Annotated in this window: 16 protein-coding genes; 13 read left to right on the top strand and 3 right to left on the bottom strand. The window is 36.4% G+C overall.

Going from position 1 to position 16,130, the window contains the following annotated elements:
- Window positions 1–13: 13 nt before the first annotated feature.
- From FSZ17_RS16560 to FSZ17_RS16520, 9 genes are all read left to right on the top strand, one after another.
- A complete protein-coding gene (locus FSZ17_RS16560; RefSeq protein WP_057771659.1) occupies window positions 14–301 on the top strand; it encodes a DUF1292 domain-containing protein in 288 nt (95 codons plus the stop codon).
- A gap of 332 nt (window positions 302–633) precedes the next feature.
- Window positions 634–1,770, top strand: coding sequence for an endolytic transglycosylase MltG (gene mltG / locus FSZ17_RS16555; protein ID WP_057771658.1), 1,137 nt, complete (start codon window positions 634–636; stop codon window positions 1,768–1,770).
- A 230-nt stretch (window positions 1,771–2,000) separates the two neighbouring features.
- On the top strand, window positions 2,001–2,639 hold the full coding sequence (locus FSZ17_RS16550) for an O-methyltransferase (protein WP_057771657.1): 639 nt from the start codon (window positions 2,001–2,003) through the stop codon (window positions 2,637–2,639).
- A 5-nt stretch (window positions 2,640–2,644) separates the two neighbouring features.
- Window positions 2,645–3,574, top strand: coding sequence for a peptidase U32 family protein (locus FSZ17_RS16545; RefSeq protein ID WP_057771656.1), 930 nt, complete (start codon window positions 2,645–2,647; stop codon window positions 3,572–3,574).
- 13 nt (window positions 3,575–3,587) lie between these two features.
- Window positions 3,588–4,856, top strand: a complete 1,269-nt coding sequence (locus tag FSZ17_RS16540) for a peptidase U32 family protein (RefSeq protein ID WP_057771655.1) — start codon at window positions 3,588–3,590, stop codon at window positions 4,854–4,856.
- 5 nt (window positions 4,857–4,861) lie between these two features.
- On the top strand, window positions 4,862–5,497 hold the full coding sequence (gene udk, locus FSZ17_RS16535) for a uridine kinase (RefSeq protein WP_057771654.1): 636 nt from the start codon (window positions 4,862–4,864) through the stop codon (window positions 5,495–5,497).
- Between the two features lie 268 nt (window positions 5,498–5,765).
- A complete protein-coding gene (gene greA / locus FSZ17_RS16530; protein WP_057771653.1) occupies window positions 5,766–6,242 on the top strand; it encodes a transcription elongation factor GreA in 477 nt (158 codons plus the stop codon).
- A gap of 56 nt (window positions 6,243–6,298) precedes the next feature.
- Complete coding sequence (locus FSZ17_RS16525) at window positions 6,299–8,059, top strand: peptidoglycan D,D-transpeptidase FtsI family protein (protein WP_057771652.1); 1,761 nt, start codon at window positions 6,299–6,301, stop codon at window positions 8,057–8,059.
- A gap of 227 nt (window positions 8,060–8,286) precedes the next feature.
- Window positions 8,287–9,000, top strand: coding sequence for a YrrS family protein (locus FSZ17_RS16520; protein ID WP_057771651.1), 714 nt, complete (start codon window positions 8,287–8,289; stop codon window positions 8,998–9,000).
- A 53-nt stretch (window positions 9,001–9,053) separates the two neighbouring features.
- On the opposite strand, the gene FSZ17_RS16515 is transcribed toward FSZ17_RS16520, so the two are convergent.
- A complete protein-coding gene (locus FSZ17_RS16515) occupies window positions 9,054–9,260 on the bottom strand; it encodes a DUF2536 family protein (protein ID WP_057771650.1) in 207 nt (68 codons plus the stop codon).
- 169 nt (window positions 9,261–9,429) lie between these two features.
- On the opposite strand from FSZ17_RS16515, the gene mtnN reads away from it, so the two are divergent.
- Both mtnN and FSZ17_RS16505 read left to right on the top strand, forming a co-directional pair.
- Window positions 9,430–10,125 carry a 5'-methylthioadenosine/S-adenosylhomocysteine nucleosidase gene (gene mtnN, locus FSZ17_RS16510; protein ID WP_057771649.1) on the top strand — a complete coding sequence of 232 codons (696 nt, stop codon included), beginning with the start codon at window positions 9,430–9,432 and terminating at the stop codon, window positions 10,123–10,125.
- Between the two features lie 417 nt (window positions 10,126–10,542).
- On the top strand, window positions 10,543–10,683 hold the full coding sequence (locus tag FSZ17_RS16505) for a YrzI family small protein (RefSeq protein WP_082625244.1): 141 nt from the start codon (window positions 10,543–10,545) through the stop codon (window positions 10,681–10,683).
- Window positions 10,684–11,133: 450 nt separating this feature from the next.
- Here the strand turns inward: FSZ17_RS16505 and FSZ17_RS23510 are convergent, their stop codons facing one another.
- Window positions 11,134–11,292 carry a hypothetical protein gene (locus FSZ17_RS23510; RefSeq protein ID WP_185150639.1) on the bottom strand — a complete coding sequence of 53 codons (159 nt, stop codon included), beginning with the start codon at window positions 11,290–11,292 and terminating at the stop codon, window positions 11,134–11,136.
- A gap of 276 nt (window positions 11,293–11,568) precedes the next feature.
- Between FSZ17_RS23510 and sigK the strand changes: the two genes are divergently transcribed.
- Window positions 11,569–12,291, top strand: a complete 723-nt coding sequence (sigK, locus tag FSZ17_RS16500; RefSeq protein ID WP_057771648.1) for an RNA polymerase sporulation sigma factor SigK — start codon at window positions 11,569–11,571, stop codon at window positions 12,289–12,291.
- Between the two features lie 141 nt (window positions 12,292–12,432).
- On the opposite strand, the gene FSZ17_RS16495 is transcribed toward sigK, so the two are convergent.
- Window positions 12,433–13,404 carry a F510_1955 family glycosylhydrolase gene (locus FSZ17_RS16495; RefSeq protein WP_146846503.1) on the bottom strand — a complete coding sequence of 324 codons (972 nt, stop codon included), beginning with the start codon at window positions 13,402–13,404 and terminating at the stop codon, window positions 12,433–12,435.
- Window positions 13,405–14,299: 895 nt separating this feature from the next.
- Between FSZ17_RS16495 and FSZ17_RS16490 the strand changes: the two genes are divergently transcribed.
- On the top strand, window positions 14,300–16,099 hold the full coding sequence (locus FSZ17_RS16490; protein WP_057771647.1) for a M3 family oligoendopeptidase: 1,800 nt from the start codon (window positions 14,300–14,302) through the stop codon (window positions 16,097–16,099).
- Window positions 16,100–16,130: the final 31 nt, after the last annotated feature.

Here is a 16,130-nt window from a genome sequence, read left to right as displayed (position 1 = left end):
TGAGGTGAAAAGAATGAATCACGGAGAAAATAATATTACAGTAGTTGACGAAGAAGGAAATGAGCAATTATGTGAAGTGCTCTTCACATTTGATTCTGAGGAATTTGGTAAGTCATATGTTCTTTACTATCCAGTAGGTGCAGATGAAAATGATGATGAGGATATCGAAATTCATGCTTCTGCTTTCTCACCAAGCGAAGACAATCTAGATGGCGAATTAATGCCGATTGAATCAGAAGAGGAATGGGATTTGATTGAAGAAATGCTCAATACATTTCTTGAGGAAGAAGAAGAAAATTAATCAAAAAAACTGGTCATTTGACCAGTTTTTTTTTGATTATCTGTATAACTATTTTTATTGTAGGGATAGCCCCATAAGGTGTCAGGTATCCATATAGTACACTATATCTAGAATCTCATTCTTTTATTGATTCTAGATATTGTTCGTGGTGCCTGGCGCCTTTGCTTTTGGGACAACCCAAAATATTGTGGAAAAGCTTGCTTTAGGTAATATTTTACGACGCAGAAAAGAAAATATAGTATAATAATCCGAGGTATTAATAAAAAGTATCTAATGCCAATTTAAATAAAAGGGCTTTTTTTGGAATTGTTTTTGGATTGGAGGTTATTTCATTGTCGATAGAAGATAAAAAAGCAAAGAAAGAGTTAATTCGACAAAAAATGCTTGAGCGTCAAAGCGAAGCGAGAGTAGTTAGAAAAATTGTGTTTATCATTGCAATTATTTTATTTATTGTTGGTGGTGTGGTTGCTGGTGGTGGTTATTTTTATATAAAATCTGCTGTACAGCCAAAAGATCCGGATAATAAAAAGGAAAAGCAAGTAGAAATTCCAATCGGTTCCTCAACGACTAGCATTGGCAAAATTCTAGAGGATAATGGAATTATTAAAGATGCAAAGGTATTTAAGTATTACGTGAAATTTAAGAATGAAACAGGCTTTATGGCAGGAGAATACACATTTAGTCCTTCTATGACCATGCCTGAAATTATTGATAGCCTGAAAACAGGAAAAGTAGTAGATCAAGTCGTTTTCAAAATGACCATTCCAGAAGGAAAGCAGCTTGAGCAAATTGCGGACATTATTGGGGAAAAAACAAATAAAAAAGGTGAAGACGTTTTTAAAATGCTAAATGATAAAGCATTTATTGAATCCATGATGGAAAAATATCCTGATTTGCTTACAGAAGAAATCCTAAATGAAAATATTAAATATCCTTTAGAAGGCTATTTATTTCCTGCTACCTACTCCTTTTATAAAGAAAATCCTACTGTAGAAGAAATTGTAACTGTAATGTTAGATAAAACTTCTGAGGTTCTTAAGGATTATCGTCCAGAGTTGGAGGAAAAGGGATGGACGGTTCATCAATTAATGACTATGGCGTCATTAATTGAGGAAGAGGCTACAGAACAAGTAGATAGAGATCAAATAGCCAGTGTTTTTTACAACCGAATAGAAGCAGGTATGCCTTTACAAACAGACCCAACTGTTCTCTATGCCCAAGGTGAACATAAATCTAAAGTACTTTATAAAGATTTAGAAATTGATTCACCATACAACACATACAAGAATGTAGGATTAACACCAGGACCTATTGCAAATGCAGGAACAACTTCGATTGAAGCAGCTTTAGCTCCTGCAGAAACGGATTATTTATATTTTCTGGCTACCTCTACTGGAGAAGTTCTTTTTTCAAAAACCTTACAAGAACATAATCAAAAGAAAGAAAAATATATTACGAATACTAATTAAATCTTTCAATAAAAGGGGAAGAAAATTAGCTTTCCCCTCTTATTTATGATAAAATAGTTCAAGTGTCGAATAAGATTTCTATAGCGTAAACCACGGACAAGCTAGGATCGGTCATTTTACCGAATAAAGTGCAGAATCACTGCATTTTTTTAATTCCTCTCTGTGAACGCTATTTTTTCTTGTCAAAAAAGTGCATTTAATAGATGTCATGAAGATAAGGTGGTGGCAGCTTGGAAAATGGGAAGCTGCAAGCATATATTGAGAACATCATTCCAGGAAGGCCAAAGCTTCTAGAACAAATGGAGCAGTTTGCCAAGGAAAATGGTGTACCTATTATGGAACTTGCTGGCATTGAAGCGATGCTCCAGCTTTTGCGAATTCACAGCCCTAAGAATATATTAGAAATCGGTACAGCAATCGGTTATTCGGCTTTACGAATGGCTTATGCTTGTCCTTCTAGCAATATTATTACTATCGAAAGAGATGCCGATCGCTATCTGTTAGCTGAAAAATATATACTAGAGGCAGAAAAGGAAGCACAAATTCAAATAATAAAGGGAGACGCTCTTGAAGCAGAAGCCGTTATTAAAAAATATGCTCCTTTTGATGTCATATTTATCGATGCCGCTAAAGGTCAATATCAGCGTTTCTTTGAAATATATTCCCAGTATTTAAGAAGTAATGGAATGATTATTACAGATAATGTTCTATTTAAAGGACTGGTCTATGAATCAAATATAGAAAATAAACGAATTCGTAATCTTGTGAAAAAAATAAATGATTTTAACCAATGGTTAATGAATCATCCAGATTATTTCACTGTCATTCTTCCTGTAGGCGATGGAATCGCGATTAGTAAAAAGAGGTGAAAAAAATGAAAAAGCCTGAATTATTGGTTACACCAAAAAGTGTTGAAGATATTATCCCTTTAGCAGAAGCTGGAGCAGATGCGTTCGTAATAGGAGAACAGCGCTATGGATTACGACTAGCAGGAGAATTTTCCCGTGATGAGGTAAAGCAGGCAATAGCACTAGCACATAAAAATGGGAAAAAAGTGTATGTAGCCATGAATGCTCTATTTCATAATGAAAAAATTGATGAGCTAACAGACTATATTGTTTTCCTACAAGAATTCAATGCGGATGCAATTATATTTGGTGATCCAGCTGTATTAATGGCAGCACGTGAAGCTGCACCAAATATGAAATTGCACTGGAGTACAGAAACAACGGGGACCAATTGGTATACATGTAATTATTGGGGAAGAAAAGGAGCAAATCGTGCAGTGCTTGCTCGTGAAATAAATATGGATGCTGTCATCGAGACAAAGGAAAATGCTGAAGTAGAAATCGAAGTACAAGTTCATGGAATGACCGCAATGTTCCAATCTAAGCGTTCTCTTCTTGGAAATTATTATGAATACCAAGGAAAAGTGATGGAAGTTGAGAATCGCAAATTGGAACATAACATGTTTTTACATGATAAAGAACGGGAGAATAAATATCCGATCTTTGAAGACGAAAACGGAACACATATTATGAGTCCAAAAGATATGTGTATAATTGACGAGCTTCAAGACATGATTGAGGCAGGAATTGATTCATTTAAGATAGATGGAATATTAAAAAGTAGTGAATATATTGTTGAAGTAACAAAGCTATATAGAAAAGCAATTGATCTTTGTATCGAAGATCCGGATTTGTATGAAGATGCAAAGGATGAGCTTTTAGAGGGAATAGAAAAAATTCAGCCAGCTAATCGCCCGCTGGATACAGGATTTTTCTTTAAAGAAACAGTATATTAAAGGAGGCAGCTATATGACAACGGTGAAAGATACTATTTCCCAAATTGTGAACGGCAAACGGGTAATCGTTAAAAAGCCTGAATTGCTTGCGCCAGCTGGAAATTTAGAAAAACTAAAAATTGCCGTTCATTATGGAGCCGATGCCGTATTTATTGGTGGCCAAGAATATGGCCTGCGATCAAACGCTGATAATTTTACATTCGAGGAAATGAAAGAAGGCGTCCAATTCGCCAAAAAATATGGGGCAAAAATATATGTAACGACAAATATATATGCTCATAATGAGAATATTGATGGACTTGAAGACTATCTGCTTGGTCTGAAAGAAGCGGGGGTAGCAGGTATTATTGTTGCAGACCCTCTTATTATTGAAACCTGCAGAAGGGTTGCACCGGAAATAGAAGTTCATTTAAGCACGCAGCAATCTTTATCCAACTGGAAAGCTGTTCAGTTTTGGAAGGAAGAAGGACTAGAGCGTGTGGTTCTTGCTCGTGAAACAAGTGCGGAAGAAATTCGTGAAATGAAGGAAAAGGTTGATATTGAAATAGAAACCTTTATTCATGGGGCAATGTGTATTGCTTATTCTGGACGTTGTACATTAAGTAATCATATGACAGCTCGTGACTCAAACAGAGGTGGATGCTGCCAATCATGCCGATGGGATTATGACCTTTATCAATTAGAAGGAACAAATGAAATTCCATTCTTTAATGAAGACGACTCTTCTTTTGCTATGAGTCCAAAAGATTTAAATTTAATTCAATCTATACCGCAAATGATTGAACTTGGAATTGATAGTCTCAAGATTGAAGGCCGTATGAAATCCATTCATTATGTTGCTACTGTTGTTAGTGTGTATCGTAAAGTAATAGATGCTTATTGCGCAGATCCTGAGCAATTTAAGATTAAGCAGGAATGGCTAGAGGAATTAGCTAAGTGTGCAAACCGCGATACTGCTCCTGCGTTTTTTGAAGGAGTACCAGGGTATAAGGAGCAAATGTTTGGAAATCATAGCAAAAAGACAAATTTCGATTTCGTTGGATTAGTATTAGATTATAATCCAGATACGCAAATGGTTACATTACAGCAGCGTAACCACTTTAAACCAGGTCAGGAAGTAGAGTTTTTTGGGCCTGAAATCGAAAATTTCACCCACATCATTGATAAGATTTGGGATGAAAAAGGGAATGAACTCGATGCAGCCCGCCATCCGCTTCAAATTATTCAATTTAAGCTCGATAAGCCGGTATTCCCTAACAACATGATGCGAAAGGAGATTTAATCACCATGACCCGCAAACCCGTTGTTATCGGCGTTGCCGGCGGCTCTGGCTCGGGAAAAACGAGTGTGACAAAATCGATTATTGATCGCTTTGCAGGTCACTCGATTTTGATGCTGGAACAAGATTATTACTACAAAGATCAAACTCATTTGCCGTTTGAAGACCGATTAAAAACAAATTACGACCACCCTCTAGCTTTTGACAATGATTTATTAATTGAACATATCAAAAAATTATTACGTTACGAAACAATTCATAAGCCTGTTTATGATTATGCACTCCATACAAGGTCTGAAAAGGTCATTAACGTTGAGGCGCAGGATGTAATCATTTTAGAAGGAATCCTCATCCTTGAAGATGAGCGCCTACGAAACTTAATGGATATTAAACTTTTTGTAGATACGGATGCTGATCTACGCATAATTCGCCGTTTGTTCAGAGATATTAAAGAACGCGGACGGACAATGGATTCTGTAATCGAACAATATGTAAATGTTGTTCGACCAATGCATAATCAATTTATTGAACCGACGAAGCGATATGCAGATATCATCATTCCTGAGGGCGGGCATAATCATGTGGCTATTGATATAATGGTAACAAAAATTCAAACAATTCTTGAACAAAAATCGTTTTTATGACACAATAGCATAGAATAAGAAAAGCGGAAGCGCATTCAGAACAATCAAAGGTCAGATTGTTCCTGCGATGATTATTCTGAGACGCTGGCTAGACCATTTTCGGACTCGAGGAAAGCTATACTTTTTTATCTTTTATTAAAAGGTCCAATATGGACAAACTTTTATGCGCGCCCTTTAAAGGTCGCGCTCCTATATTAATTAGCAGTACATAAAATAAAGAAAGAACACAATGAAAGTATAATTGTGAAATTTTGAAGGAGTGAAGGTTTTGGCAATTGAAAAAGTTTTCCCTATGACGCAAGCTGGTAAAGAGAAGCTTGAACAGGAATTAGAATATTTAAAGTCTGTTAAGCGTAAAGAAGTAGTAGAGCGTATCAAGATTGCACGCAGCTTCGGGGACTTATCTGAGAACTCTGAGTACGACTCAGCTAAAGAAGAGCAAGCATTTGTGGAAGGTCGAATTACAACCATTGAAAATATGATCCGCAATGCAAAGATTATTACAGAAGCTGAGATGAGTGCTGACACAGTTTCATTAGGCAGCTCTGTTACATTTATTGAACTTCCAAATGGAGATGAAGAAACTTATTCTATTGTTGGGAGTGCAGAAGCGGACCCGTTCGAAGGAAAGATCTCGAATGATTCTCCAATAGCCAAAAGCCTATTTGGCCATAAAGTTGGAGATGAAGTAAAAGTTCAAACTCCTGGTGGAGAAATGGATGTAAGAATTATATCAATTAAATAAATATTCATTGTTTGAAAATATGAAACCTCGTCAAAACTTTTGACGAGGTGTTTTTTATGTGGAAAAAGAGAGCGATTGTATGGCTTTGCATCTGTTTAGCGATATTCACTGTATTAATCGGAAGACTAATTCAACTTCAATTAGTCGCAACAGAGGATTTTACAAAAAGGCAAATTAACTTATTAGAGGCAAGTGTACGACAACGATCTCAAGAGATGGTACTTGATACTGGTAGAGGGAATTTTCTCTACAAGGATGGTAGCCCAATCACGCACAAAACCCTTCCCGTTCTCATCCTCTTTCCTTTTCTAAAAAAAATGGAATGGGATATTGAGAAAGTATCTAATATTACTGGTATTTCTTCATATTCCCTTCGCTATGCTGTGGAAAATGCGAAACATCCCTTCGCTTATGAAGACCCAGATCCATATCTTTTAACAGAATCCCAGATCGAAAAAATAAATAATTTAAGAATTCCTGGAGTGTTTGCTGTTGAAAAGAAGTATCACCTAACTGAAAATTTAGCTGAACATTTAATAGGGATTACAGGAGAAAATGAAACTGTCCTTCGGAGCCGTTATTCAGAAAAGGATCTTACTACAAATACTATGATTGGTTTAACAGGGATGGAGAAAAGCTTTGATGAATTTCTCTTACCTGATGGAAAATCGAAACTTGTTTATCATGTAGATGCAACTGGAGGACCACTATTCGGGATTAATGTTAAATATGTGGAGCCTGCTAATCCGTATTACCCAGTAAATATTAAAACGACTCTTGATTCAAGCTTACAGGCAATGTTGGAAAAGCTTGTAGAACAAAGCGGGATGAAAAGAGGGGGAGCCGTTCTTCTCGATATTGAATCTAATTCTGTTTTGGCAATGGTTTCCAAGCCATCAATCAATCGTAAAGATCCTTTTAATAAAGAAACGGGTGGAATAGAAAATTTAATGGTGAAACAGCAAATAATGGGCTCAGTTTTTAAGACGGTCGTTGCTGCTGCAGCGATGGATTATGAGTTGACAGATCCATCACGAAAATTTGATTGCAGTAAGAAAATTAATGGCGAGCCAGACTTACAGTTTCAGTACGGTATGCTTGATTTTACTAATAGCTTTGCAAGAAGCTGTAATAATACATTTGCAACATTGGCAAAGGAATTAAAGGAAATTGACCCAAATATTCTAGAGGATTATGCAGAAAGACTTTCATTAACTGGTACCGTTGGATGGAAAGGGGATATTTATCATTTTCCTGATTTCAGACAATTGCAAGATGAAGAGAAAGGGAGGATTTTCCTTACGGAGGATGCGAAAAAGGATTCTAACTTTGTAGGTCTTACTGGTATTGGACAACATGAGGTGCGAGCAACACCACTTGCAGTAGCTAATATGATGGCAACAATTGCAAGGGGGGGAAAGAAGGAAATGGTTCGGGTAGCTTCAAAAATAGAATATAAGAATCGAACAACATTACTCGAATTTAATGAAAAAGAACTTCAAGGAGAATCTATCTCACCCTATACAGCAATGAAGCTTCAAAAGATTTTGCGTGAGGTCGTAATGAATGAAAATGGAACTGGAAGATGGTTTCAAGCCCTTCCATATGAGGTGGCAGGAAAGTCTGGGACAGGAGAGACTGGCAGAGTTGAAGGTGACAAGCCGCTTTATAATAAATGGTTTGCTGGCTATTTTCCGTATAAAAATCCTAAATACGCGCTTGTAACAGTAAATTTAGGAGTAACGAGCGAATCAGGTGGAGTGAATTCTTTATTTGCTGATATAGTTAAAGGTATCTATAACATGGATCACAATTAGAATATGATGAATTTGACTCTTTTGCATGCATCCCATCTGCGATAAAATGAAACTTACCTTTCTCTTTTTTCGTCAATGTAATATAGATGCGAAAAAGGAATAAGGCTCGTTTAAAACATCACATTCATAGACAAATCAACTAATTCATGTTTGAATAAGGATGGTAATTTATTTTTTCATTTCACAAAAATTGAAATGAGAAGAAGCTTAGTAGGGAGGCGAATTATTTGAAAGGCAACTATGGTTCATCTAGTCGGGAATCCCGCTCTGAAAATAGGGGAAAAAGAAGAAAAACAAATTTAATATTAAATATGCTAATCGGACTTGTTATTTTGTTAATCATTATTGTCTCTTCAATTATTTTCTTAGGGGGAAATGATGAGGAAACAGCAGGAAAACAAGTAGACGATAAGAAAACAATACAGGAAAATGGATCGACTAAAGATGAAGACACTGAATTAGATAATCAAACTGAAAATCGTTCTGATAATGAAGAACAGGAAGAAGGAAAAGAAGAAACGCCTGAAAAGCAGTCAGAAGATGTTGCTAAGGAAAATGATGATAATAGCAAACCTGTTATACAGGCACCATCTCCAGAAAAAGAAGAGGATGCAGTTGTTACGAATGGTGGAGACAGCGAAGAGGTTAATAAAACAATTGAGAATCAAAGCTGGCAGCCGATCGGAACATCTCAAGTGGGTGAACACGTTTCTGTATATGAGCAAGATTCAGTAGACTGGTCAGAAATGACTCAAGCTCTTTCGTATGCGACAGGAATTGATCATGATAACATGACTGTATGGTTTTTAGGCAATAACGGACATAATAAATCCGTAGGAACCGTATCGGCAAAAAATCAGAAGCAAAAGTATCGCGTTTATATTGATTGGGTAGATGGTCAGGGCTGGAAACCTACAAAAGTAGAAGAGATTAATAAATAGAATCATAAAATGAAGACGAATGTAGGTAAAACGAGGAGGGCACATGACCGTCCTCATTTTTTTGATTTAAAATGAACGACTGCGGAATAAAACCTTTTCCCGTTTTCGTCAACACTCATTTGGTGCGAGACGTGATGGACAGATAGTAAGATGGCCTTGTTATGATCGATTTGTGTATTGATGTTTTTTTCAAGCGTCTTTAAGTCATGAGCGTCAAAAAATTCAATTTTATCATCAATTAATTCTAGATTGAAATTCATTTTCCTTCCGATCTCCTTTTAATCAATTAACTATATAATGTATTTTATCCCATGTGAATTGTATAAGCCAAGACAGCTTCTGAAATTTTTCAGTTGAATGGTTCATTTGAGAATGGTAAATTGGGAACATGTATGATTGGAATCAAAAACAAGAAAGAGGTTTAAACAGATGAAAATAGCTATAATTGGAGCAATGGAAGAAGAAGTTACGTTACTGCGTGAAAAAATAATAGATAAGGATCAGACTGTTATTGCTGGCTGCGAGTATACAACTGGGCTAATGGATGGAGTAGAAGTAGTCCTGCTGCGTTCTGGAATTGGAAAGGTGAATGCTGCATTATCGACGGCAATCCTACTGGAAAAATTCAAACCTGATTTTGTCATTAATACTGGTTCTGCAGGAGGCTTCAATCCAGATTTAAATGTTGGTGATGTCGTCATTTCTACAGAGGTAAGACACCATGACGTAGATGTTACTGCATTTGGTTACGAGTATGGACAAGTCCCTCAGTTGCCGGCAGCCTTCGAAGCTGATAGCCAATTAGTACGTACAGCAGAGGCATGCGCAAAGGAAATCAAGGATATCCAAGTCGTAAGAGGATTAATAGCTACTGGCGATTCATTTATGAATGATCCAGTACGTGTGGACTATATCCGTGATAAGTTTAACGATCTACAAGCAGTAGAAATGGAGGCAGCTGCGATCGCACAGGTTTCTTATCAATTTGGAACTCCCTTTGTTATCATTCGATCATTATCAGATATTGCAGGGAAGGAATCAGATGTATCATTTGAGCAGTTTCTTGAAAAAGCTGCACTTCATTCAGCTGATTTAGTGATGAAGATCGTAAGTGCTATGAAATAAATTCAAGTATGAGAAAATAATGTCTATTGCCTAATTTTGAAAAAATATTTATTTTCTGCAATAAAATGGTTTACAAATACTAAGTGTGTGGTTATAATTACCAATGTAAGTGAAAAAATTCCAAAAAGGAGGTCGAATGAAATGATGATGAAGAAAGTTTGCAATGCAAAACTACATGCTTTTTTATACGTAACGAATTCGACCTATCAGGAATGGATCGCTTAATCTAACATAGCCTATCCATGCCGCAGGGAGAATCGTTTCCCTGTGGCTTTTTTGTGCCTATTTATGCTGCAGGGATGTCTCCTTGCGGCTTTTTTGTGTCTATGTTAATGAAAGAAAGGGTTTTGAAATGGGTATTTTCGGAGATGATCTTACCGAGTTTCAATTACGTTTTTTTGAGGAGGTGAAACAATAATGACACTAAATATTTTTTTCTTAACGATAACGATTAAAAAACGCGAGCTATCGATTGAAGAAATACTTCATGATCAAATGGTAAAAAAAATTCAAGATGAAAATCGTGATCGTCAATACACGATGTATCGCACTTATTAATTTGATTTTAAAAAAAATAGTGAAAGGTGGTAATGAAAATGATTTTTTTAATGCAAGGACGTCAAGCAATCTTTTGGGTGGAGAATGATTCCACCTAGCCTAAAAGGTAGGAGGAGCAGCTATATGTCATTACATGTTTTACTGCTAACGCTTAGCTTCCGTAAAAAGAAAAGCAAATGAAATCAATATCAAACATGGCAATTCATTAAATCACCTAATTAACAGAATGTTCATATTTAGATGAAATCATCAGGGTATGAATATGGTAATTTAATATTAATTAGGTGGTTTAAAGGGGTGCAAAAGCATGTTCATGATGGTGATGGGTTTAGTAATTTGCTGTGCAATAGGCAGTATTATTATTTCTGAAGTAAGTGTCGACGCAGTAGGTCTTGAATAAAAAAAGGATTAACCTTCATGGTTAATCCTTTTTTAATGCTTTCGTTTTTGCTATTTCTCTGGACGACCCCATAAGAATACAATGACTGCGACTGTTGCAATTAATAAGATGATTGGTTTTGTGGAAAATCCTTCGAAAATAATTTCTGCACCGGTTGCTATAAGAACGATAAAGAGTACAAGCAATAGAATAATACGCTGGCCTGTCATGACAAATCCAACTTTCATAAAGTAGTATTATTATTTTACCATATTTTTGTGTAACCATATTTAATGATAGCTTTATATAGAGCAAATTTCCTTTCCCTCCCGCTCTTAATTATTTTACTTAACTGGATTCTGGTCATTCACGATCAAATTCAATGACTTTATTTAAGAGGGAAAAATTTCCCGAACAAAATAAATGAATTGGACAGACAAAAACAACTCTCTTTACTCATAGGAATTAGTTAAGGGTAAAGTGTTTTTTATGCGGGGGTGGAAAAAATGTCTGGAATTCTAACGGCACTTGGCTATTTAGTGAAAGAAATTGTGTTTCTTGTATCTTACGTAAAAAACAATGCTTTTCCTCAACCGCTATCGGTTGCTGATGAAAAAAAGTATTTGCGGTTGATGGCGTCTGGTGATGCACATGCACGCAATATGCTAATCGAGCATAATTTAAGGCTCGTAGCTCATATTGTAAAGAAATTTGAAAACACTGGTGAGGATTCAGAGGATCTTATCTCAATTGGAACTATAGGGTTAATAAAAGCAATTGAAAGCTATTCTGAAGGAAAAGGAACGAAGCTAGCAACCTATGCAGCAAGATGTATAGAAAACGAAATTTTAATGCATTTACGGGCATTGAAAAAAACGAAAAAAGATGTTTCCCTTCATGACCCGATTGGTCAGGATAAAGAAGGAAATGAAATATCACTTATTGATGTTCTTAAATCTGAATCTGAAGATGTCATTAATACGATACAATTGAATATGGAGCTTGAAAAAGTGAAGGAATATATTTGTGTCTTGGATGAGAGAGAAAAGGAAGTCATTGTCGGCAGATTTGGTTTAGATTTGCAAAAAGAAAAAACACAAAGGGAAATTGCTAAGGAACTTGGAATATCAAGAAGCTATGTTTCAAGGATTGAGAAACGTGCCTTAATGAAAATGTTTCATGAATTTTACCGTGCGGAAAAAGAGAAAGAGAAGCGGAAGAATAACTAATAGGATGAAGGATAAAATGTGGCTGTCCCAAAGCAAAGTGTCAGGCACGACGAACAATATCTAGAATCAATAAGTGAGTGGACTCTAAATATTGTGCATTAAGTGGATGCCAGACACCTTATGGGATAGCCTCATCTCTTTTTATTCTATTTTACCGTTCTTTAATACCAAATTCCAATTCTCACCACCATCTGTAGACTCGTACACATCATTTAAGTAAGTGGCAAATGAGAGTGTATTTTGATTCTTCATATTAACAGAAATAAAGGTGATTGGGTTATCATAATTTAAATAGGGAATTTCAATTTCGACTGCTTTATTCGTACTTAGATCTATTTTGTGAAAAAGTACTTTATTATTTTCTACTGAAGAATAGTATAGCTCGTTTTCGGAAAATGCAAGAGCTGTAGCCATTACCGGGGCGGTTGCTAGCTTCAGATTCTGTCCTTTATCCTCAGATATAAATACACCGCTTCGAGTTGACATTGCCATTATGCTACCATTCGTTGGATGAGCTGCAATCATTCCCAATGTATCTGATTCCAATCCATTTAACTTTAATGGCTTCCATGACTTCCCTTCATCTTCTGAAATGAAGACACCTGGTTCTAATTCAGGTAAGGCTTTTTCATTAATGATATAAATGACATTTGTATCATAGCCTGCTGATAAAAAGTGAAAATCTCCTTCCCCATAAAATGAGAGTGGCTTAACCGTTGCTCCTCTATCAATACTTTTTACGATACCAATTGGATCTTTCATGTTGGAGCCCTTTTCAGGATGACCGCCTGAAATAAAACCGTCTTTCGTTGCTTGAAATCCTACATACTCATGTTTTTGTGAAGATCCTTCGAGCCACCCATTATTCGTGTTGATTTTTATTCCCTCCTGTGAAGAAAGATAAAGTCCTTCGTCGTTTCCAGGATAACCCAATCCATAAATTTGTTCTAAACGCTGGGGCTCTGCTTTTTGGATGTTGTAAGTAACAGTCTGCTGAATAGGTTCAGTCTTTTTATCATTCAGTTTTCCTTCATCTTGATCATTTGCGGAGGAACATCCAGCTGCAATTAAAATAAACATGAATGGTAAAAAATATTTTTTAGATATTTTCAATGTAACTCACTCCAACTGCACTTATTTTAAAAATGTTTAAATCCTTCCCCATAGTAACGGAAAATTCAACAAGGAAGCAAAGAATTAGTTCTAAAAAATGTTTTAACTATAATTTTATCCCGCATTAACGTGCAGTAAGACCCTCACCTCAAGATTGAGAGAGAAGCGAGGAAGATAGGTGGGGGACAACTGCCCGTAAAAGCCCGACGACGGACAGGATGTCCTAGTCAGGCGATAGCCACAGGACGTGGCGTTTTGAGCGTGATTGGTTCAACTAACCATCAGTGGGGGATGAAAAAAAAACCCACTGATGGAAGTTTCACTTTATAAAAGTAAGATTGTTAATATCCTTATTTTGGAAGTTATGAACGATTGCCTACACTCTTCTAAATTGGCCATCATAATTTATTAAAAGGACACAAGGAGGTAGAATTCAATGCTATATGGTTACCTATACACATTTGCTTATCCTCCGCCTCCAGCAGCATATTTTTGTGGAGGGGGATTTTGGTTAGCGCTAGCTATTGTAATATTGATATTGTTGCTCGTATTTGGTGGATTGTTTTGTTGTTCAGGTTGTTAAGCCAAAAGAGGTCGTCCCATAAGGTGTCTGGTATCCACTTAAAACATTATATCTAGAATCCAACTCACTTGTTGATACTAGATATTGTTCGTGGTGCCTGACACCTTTGTTTAGGGACAGCTCCTATTTTTTTCTAAATTTTAAGATCACCCATAATAATGGAATTTTTCGAATTATTAACCTATAATATTTTTGTAGTTATAGATATAAAACGCTTCGTAAGTCATGCAAGCGCACGACTAAAAGCAGAGCTTTTAGAAGGAAATGGCGTCCCTCGTCAGAGTGGGGGTTAGAAAATAAGGAGGAAGATGAATGACAACAAAAACATATTCAACAGTTTGGGATTTAGATGTATTTTTTAATGGCGGCAGTTCTTCAGAAGCATTTGCTGAACATTTAAAAATCACAGAAGAGGAAATAAAGGATTTTACTTTACAGGTACATAAATGGGAAACAACAAATTCTATATCTGATAAATCAGCATTAATTCGTTTAATTGATCGTTTTCAAGCAGCAACGAAAAAACTGCGTGAAGCAGGTGCTTTTGTAAGCTGTCTTCAGGCTCAAAATACTGGTGATAAAAAGGCGAGCGAGCATCGTGCGGCAATTACTCAACTTAGTGCGAGCTTTCAAACTGCTTTGACCGAATTTGATGAAAAACTAACAAGCTATGATTCTTCAATTTGGGAGGACATGTTAAAAAGTGAAGAACTCAGCGAATTGGCCTTTGTCCTAACAGAAAGACGTCAAACTGCGGCAGAAAAATTATCAAAAGAGGAAGAAAGCTTAATAAATGCTCTAGGAGTGGACGGCTATCATAGCTGGGGTCAGTTCTATGATTTGGTTGTGGGAAAAATTAAAATTCCTTCTCATGAGAACGGTGAGGAAACAATTCTTTCAGTTGGGCAAGCTGCTAATAAATTCTCAAGTCCCGACCGTGAAGTTCGTAAGGATATGTTTGAAAAGTGGGAAAATGCATGGAAGGAACAGTCGGAATATTTATCTAGAGTTATAAATCATTTATCAGGATTTAGACTTAATGTGTATAAGCAGCGTGGCTGGGATGATGTATTAAAAGAGCCATTAGCAATCAATAGAATGAGTCAAGAAACCTTAGATGCTATGTGGGACGTTATTTCTAAAAATAAACAGCCTCTCGTACAGTTTCTAAATAGGAAGGCTAAACTACTAGGAGTAGAAAAACTGAGCTGGTATGATCTTGACGCTCCGATCAATAAAACTGAATCAAAAGTTTCTTATCAAGAAGGCGCAGAGTTTATTTTGGAGAACTTTTCAAAGTTTGGTGAAGAAATGACTTCATTTGCTAAAATGGCTTTTGAAGATAAATGGATTGAAGCGGAGGATAGACCAGGGAAATCACCTGGGGGTTTCCATACGTATTTTCCAGAAAGCAGTCAGTCAAGAATTTTTATGACGTATTCTGGAACACCTTCAAATATATCTACTTTAGCCCATGAGCTTGGACATGGATTCCATACTTATGCGATGAGGGATCTGCATTTATTGAATCGCAATTATGCGATGAATGTGGCAGAAACAGCTTCTACTCTTGCAGAAATGATTGTCGCAGACGCTTCAGTTAAAAGCGCTCAATCTGAGGAGGAAAAAATTGCGCTTCTTGAGGACAAAATCCAGAGAACGGTTGCATTATTGATGAACATTCATGCTCGATTCTTATTTGAGACACGCTTTTATTCAGAACGTAAGAATGGCTCGGTAAGTACAGAAAGATTAAATCATCTAATGGAAGAAGCCCAAAAAGAAGCATATGGTCATGCACTTGAAGAATATCATCCTTCTTTCTGGGCATCTAAGCTTCACTTCTATATTACGGGTGTCCCGTTTTATAACTTCCCTTATACGTTTGGATACCTATTCTCACTTGGAATTTATGCTAGAGCAATCGAGGAAGGAAAGGACTATGAACAAAAGTATATCGCTTTATTGAAGGATACAGCATCAATGAAAGTGGAGGAATTAGCGCAAAAGCATTTGAACGTTGATTTAACGAGACATGAGTTCTGGGAAAAGGCAGTTCAATTATGCATTGATGATATTGAGGAATTTTTAGCCTTAACTGAAGGAAAGTAATGAAAACAAGCTAATCTTCTATAAAAGCCGC

Origin of the sequence: Cytobacillus dafuensis, from assembly GCF_007995155.1 — a bacterium.
Classification (GTDB): domain Bacteria; phylum Bacillota; class Bacilli; order Bacillales; family Cytobacillaceae; genus Cytobacillus; species Cytobacillus dafuensis.
This window is presented reverse-complemented; position numbering and strand designations above follow the sequence as displayed.

Bases quoted from the DNA above. Each gene is read 5' to 3' on its own strand.
- FSZ17_RS16515 (WP_057771650.1), bottom strand. From the start codon at position 9,260: ATGAATTTCAATCTAGAATTAATTGATGATAAAATTGAATTTTTTGAC.
- FSZ17_RS16540 (WP_057771655.1), top strand. From the start codon at position 3,588: ATGACAACGGTGAAAGATACTATTTCCCAAATTGTGAACGGCAAACGG.
- sigK (WP_057771648.1), top strand. From the start codon at position 11,569: ATGTCTGGAATTCTAACGGCACTTGGCTATTTAGTGAAAGAAATTGTG.
- FSZ17_RS16545 (WP_057771656.1), top strand. From the start codon at position 2,645: ATGAAAAAGCCTGAATTATTGGTTACACCAAAAAGTGTTGAAGATATT.
- udk (WP_057771654.1), top strand. From the start codon at position 4,862: ATGACCCGCAAACCCGTTGTTATCGGCGTTGCCGGCGGCTCTGGCTCG.
- FSZ17_RS23510 (WP_185150639.1), bottom strand. From the start codon at position 11,292: ATGACAGGCCAGCGTATTATTCTATTGCTTGTACTCTTTATCGTTCTT.
- mtnN (WP_057771649.1), top strand. From the start codon at position 9,430: ATGAAAATAGCTATAATTGGAGCAATGGAAGAAGAAGTTACGTTACTG.
- FSZ17_RS16525 (WP_057771652.1), top strand. From the start codon at position 6,299: ATGTGGAAAAAGAGAGCGATTGTATGGCTTTGCATCTGTTTAGCGATA.
- FSZ17_RS16490 (WP_057771647.1), top strand. From the start codon at position 14,300: ATGACAACAAAAACATATTCAACAGTTTGGGATTTAGATGTATTTTTT.
- FSZ17_RS16505 (WP_082625244.1), top strand. From the start codon at position 10,543: ATGACACTAAATATTTTTTTCTTAACGATAACGATTAAAAAACGCGAG.
- FSZ17_RS16560 (WP_057771659.1), top strand. From the start codon at position 14: ATGAATCACGGAGAAAATAATATTACAGTAGTTGACGAAGAAGGAAAT.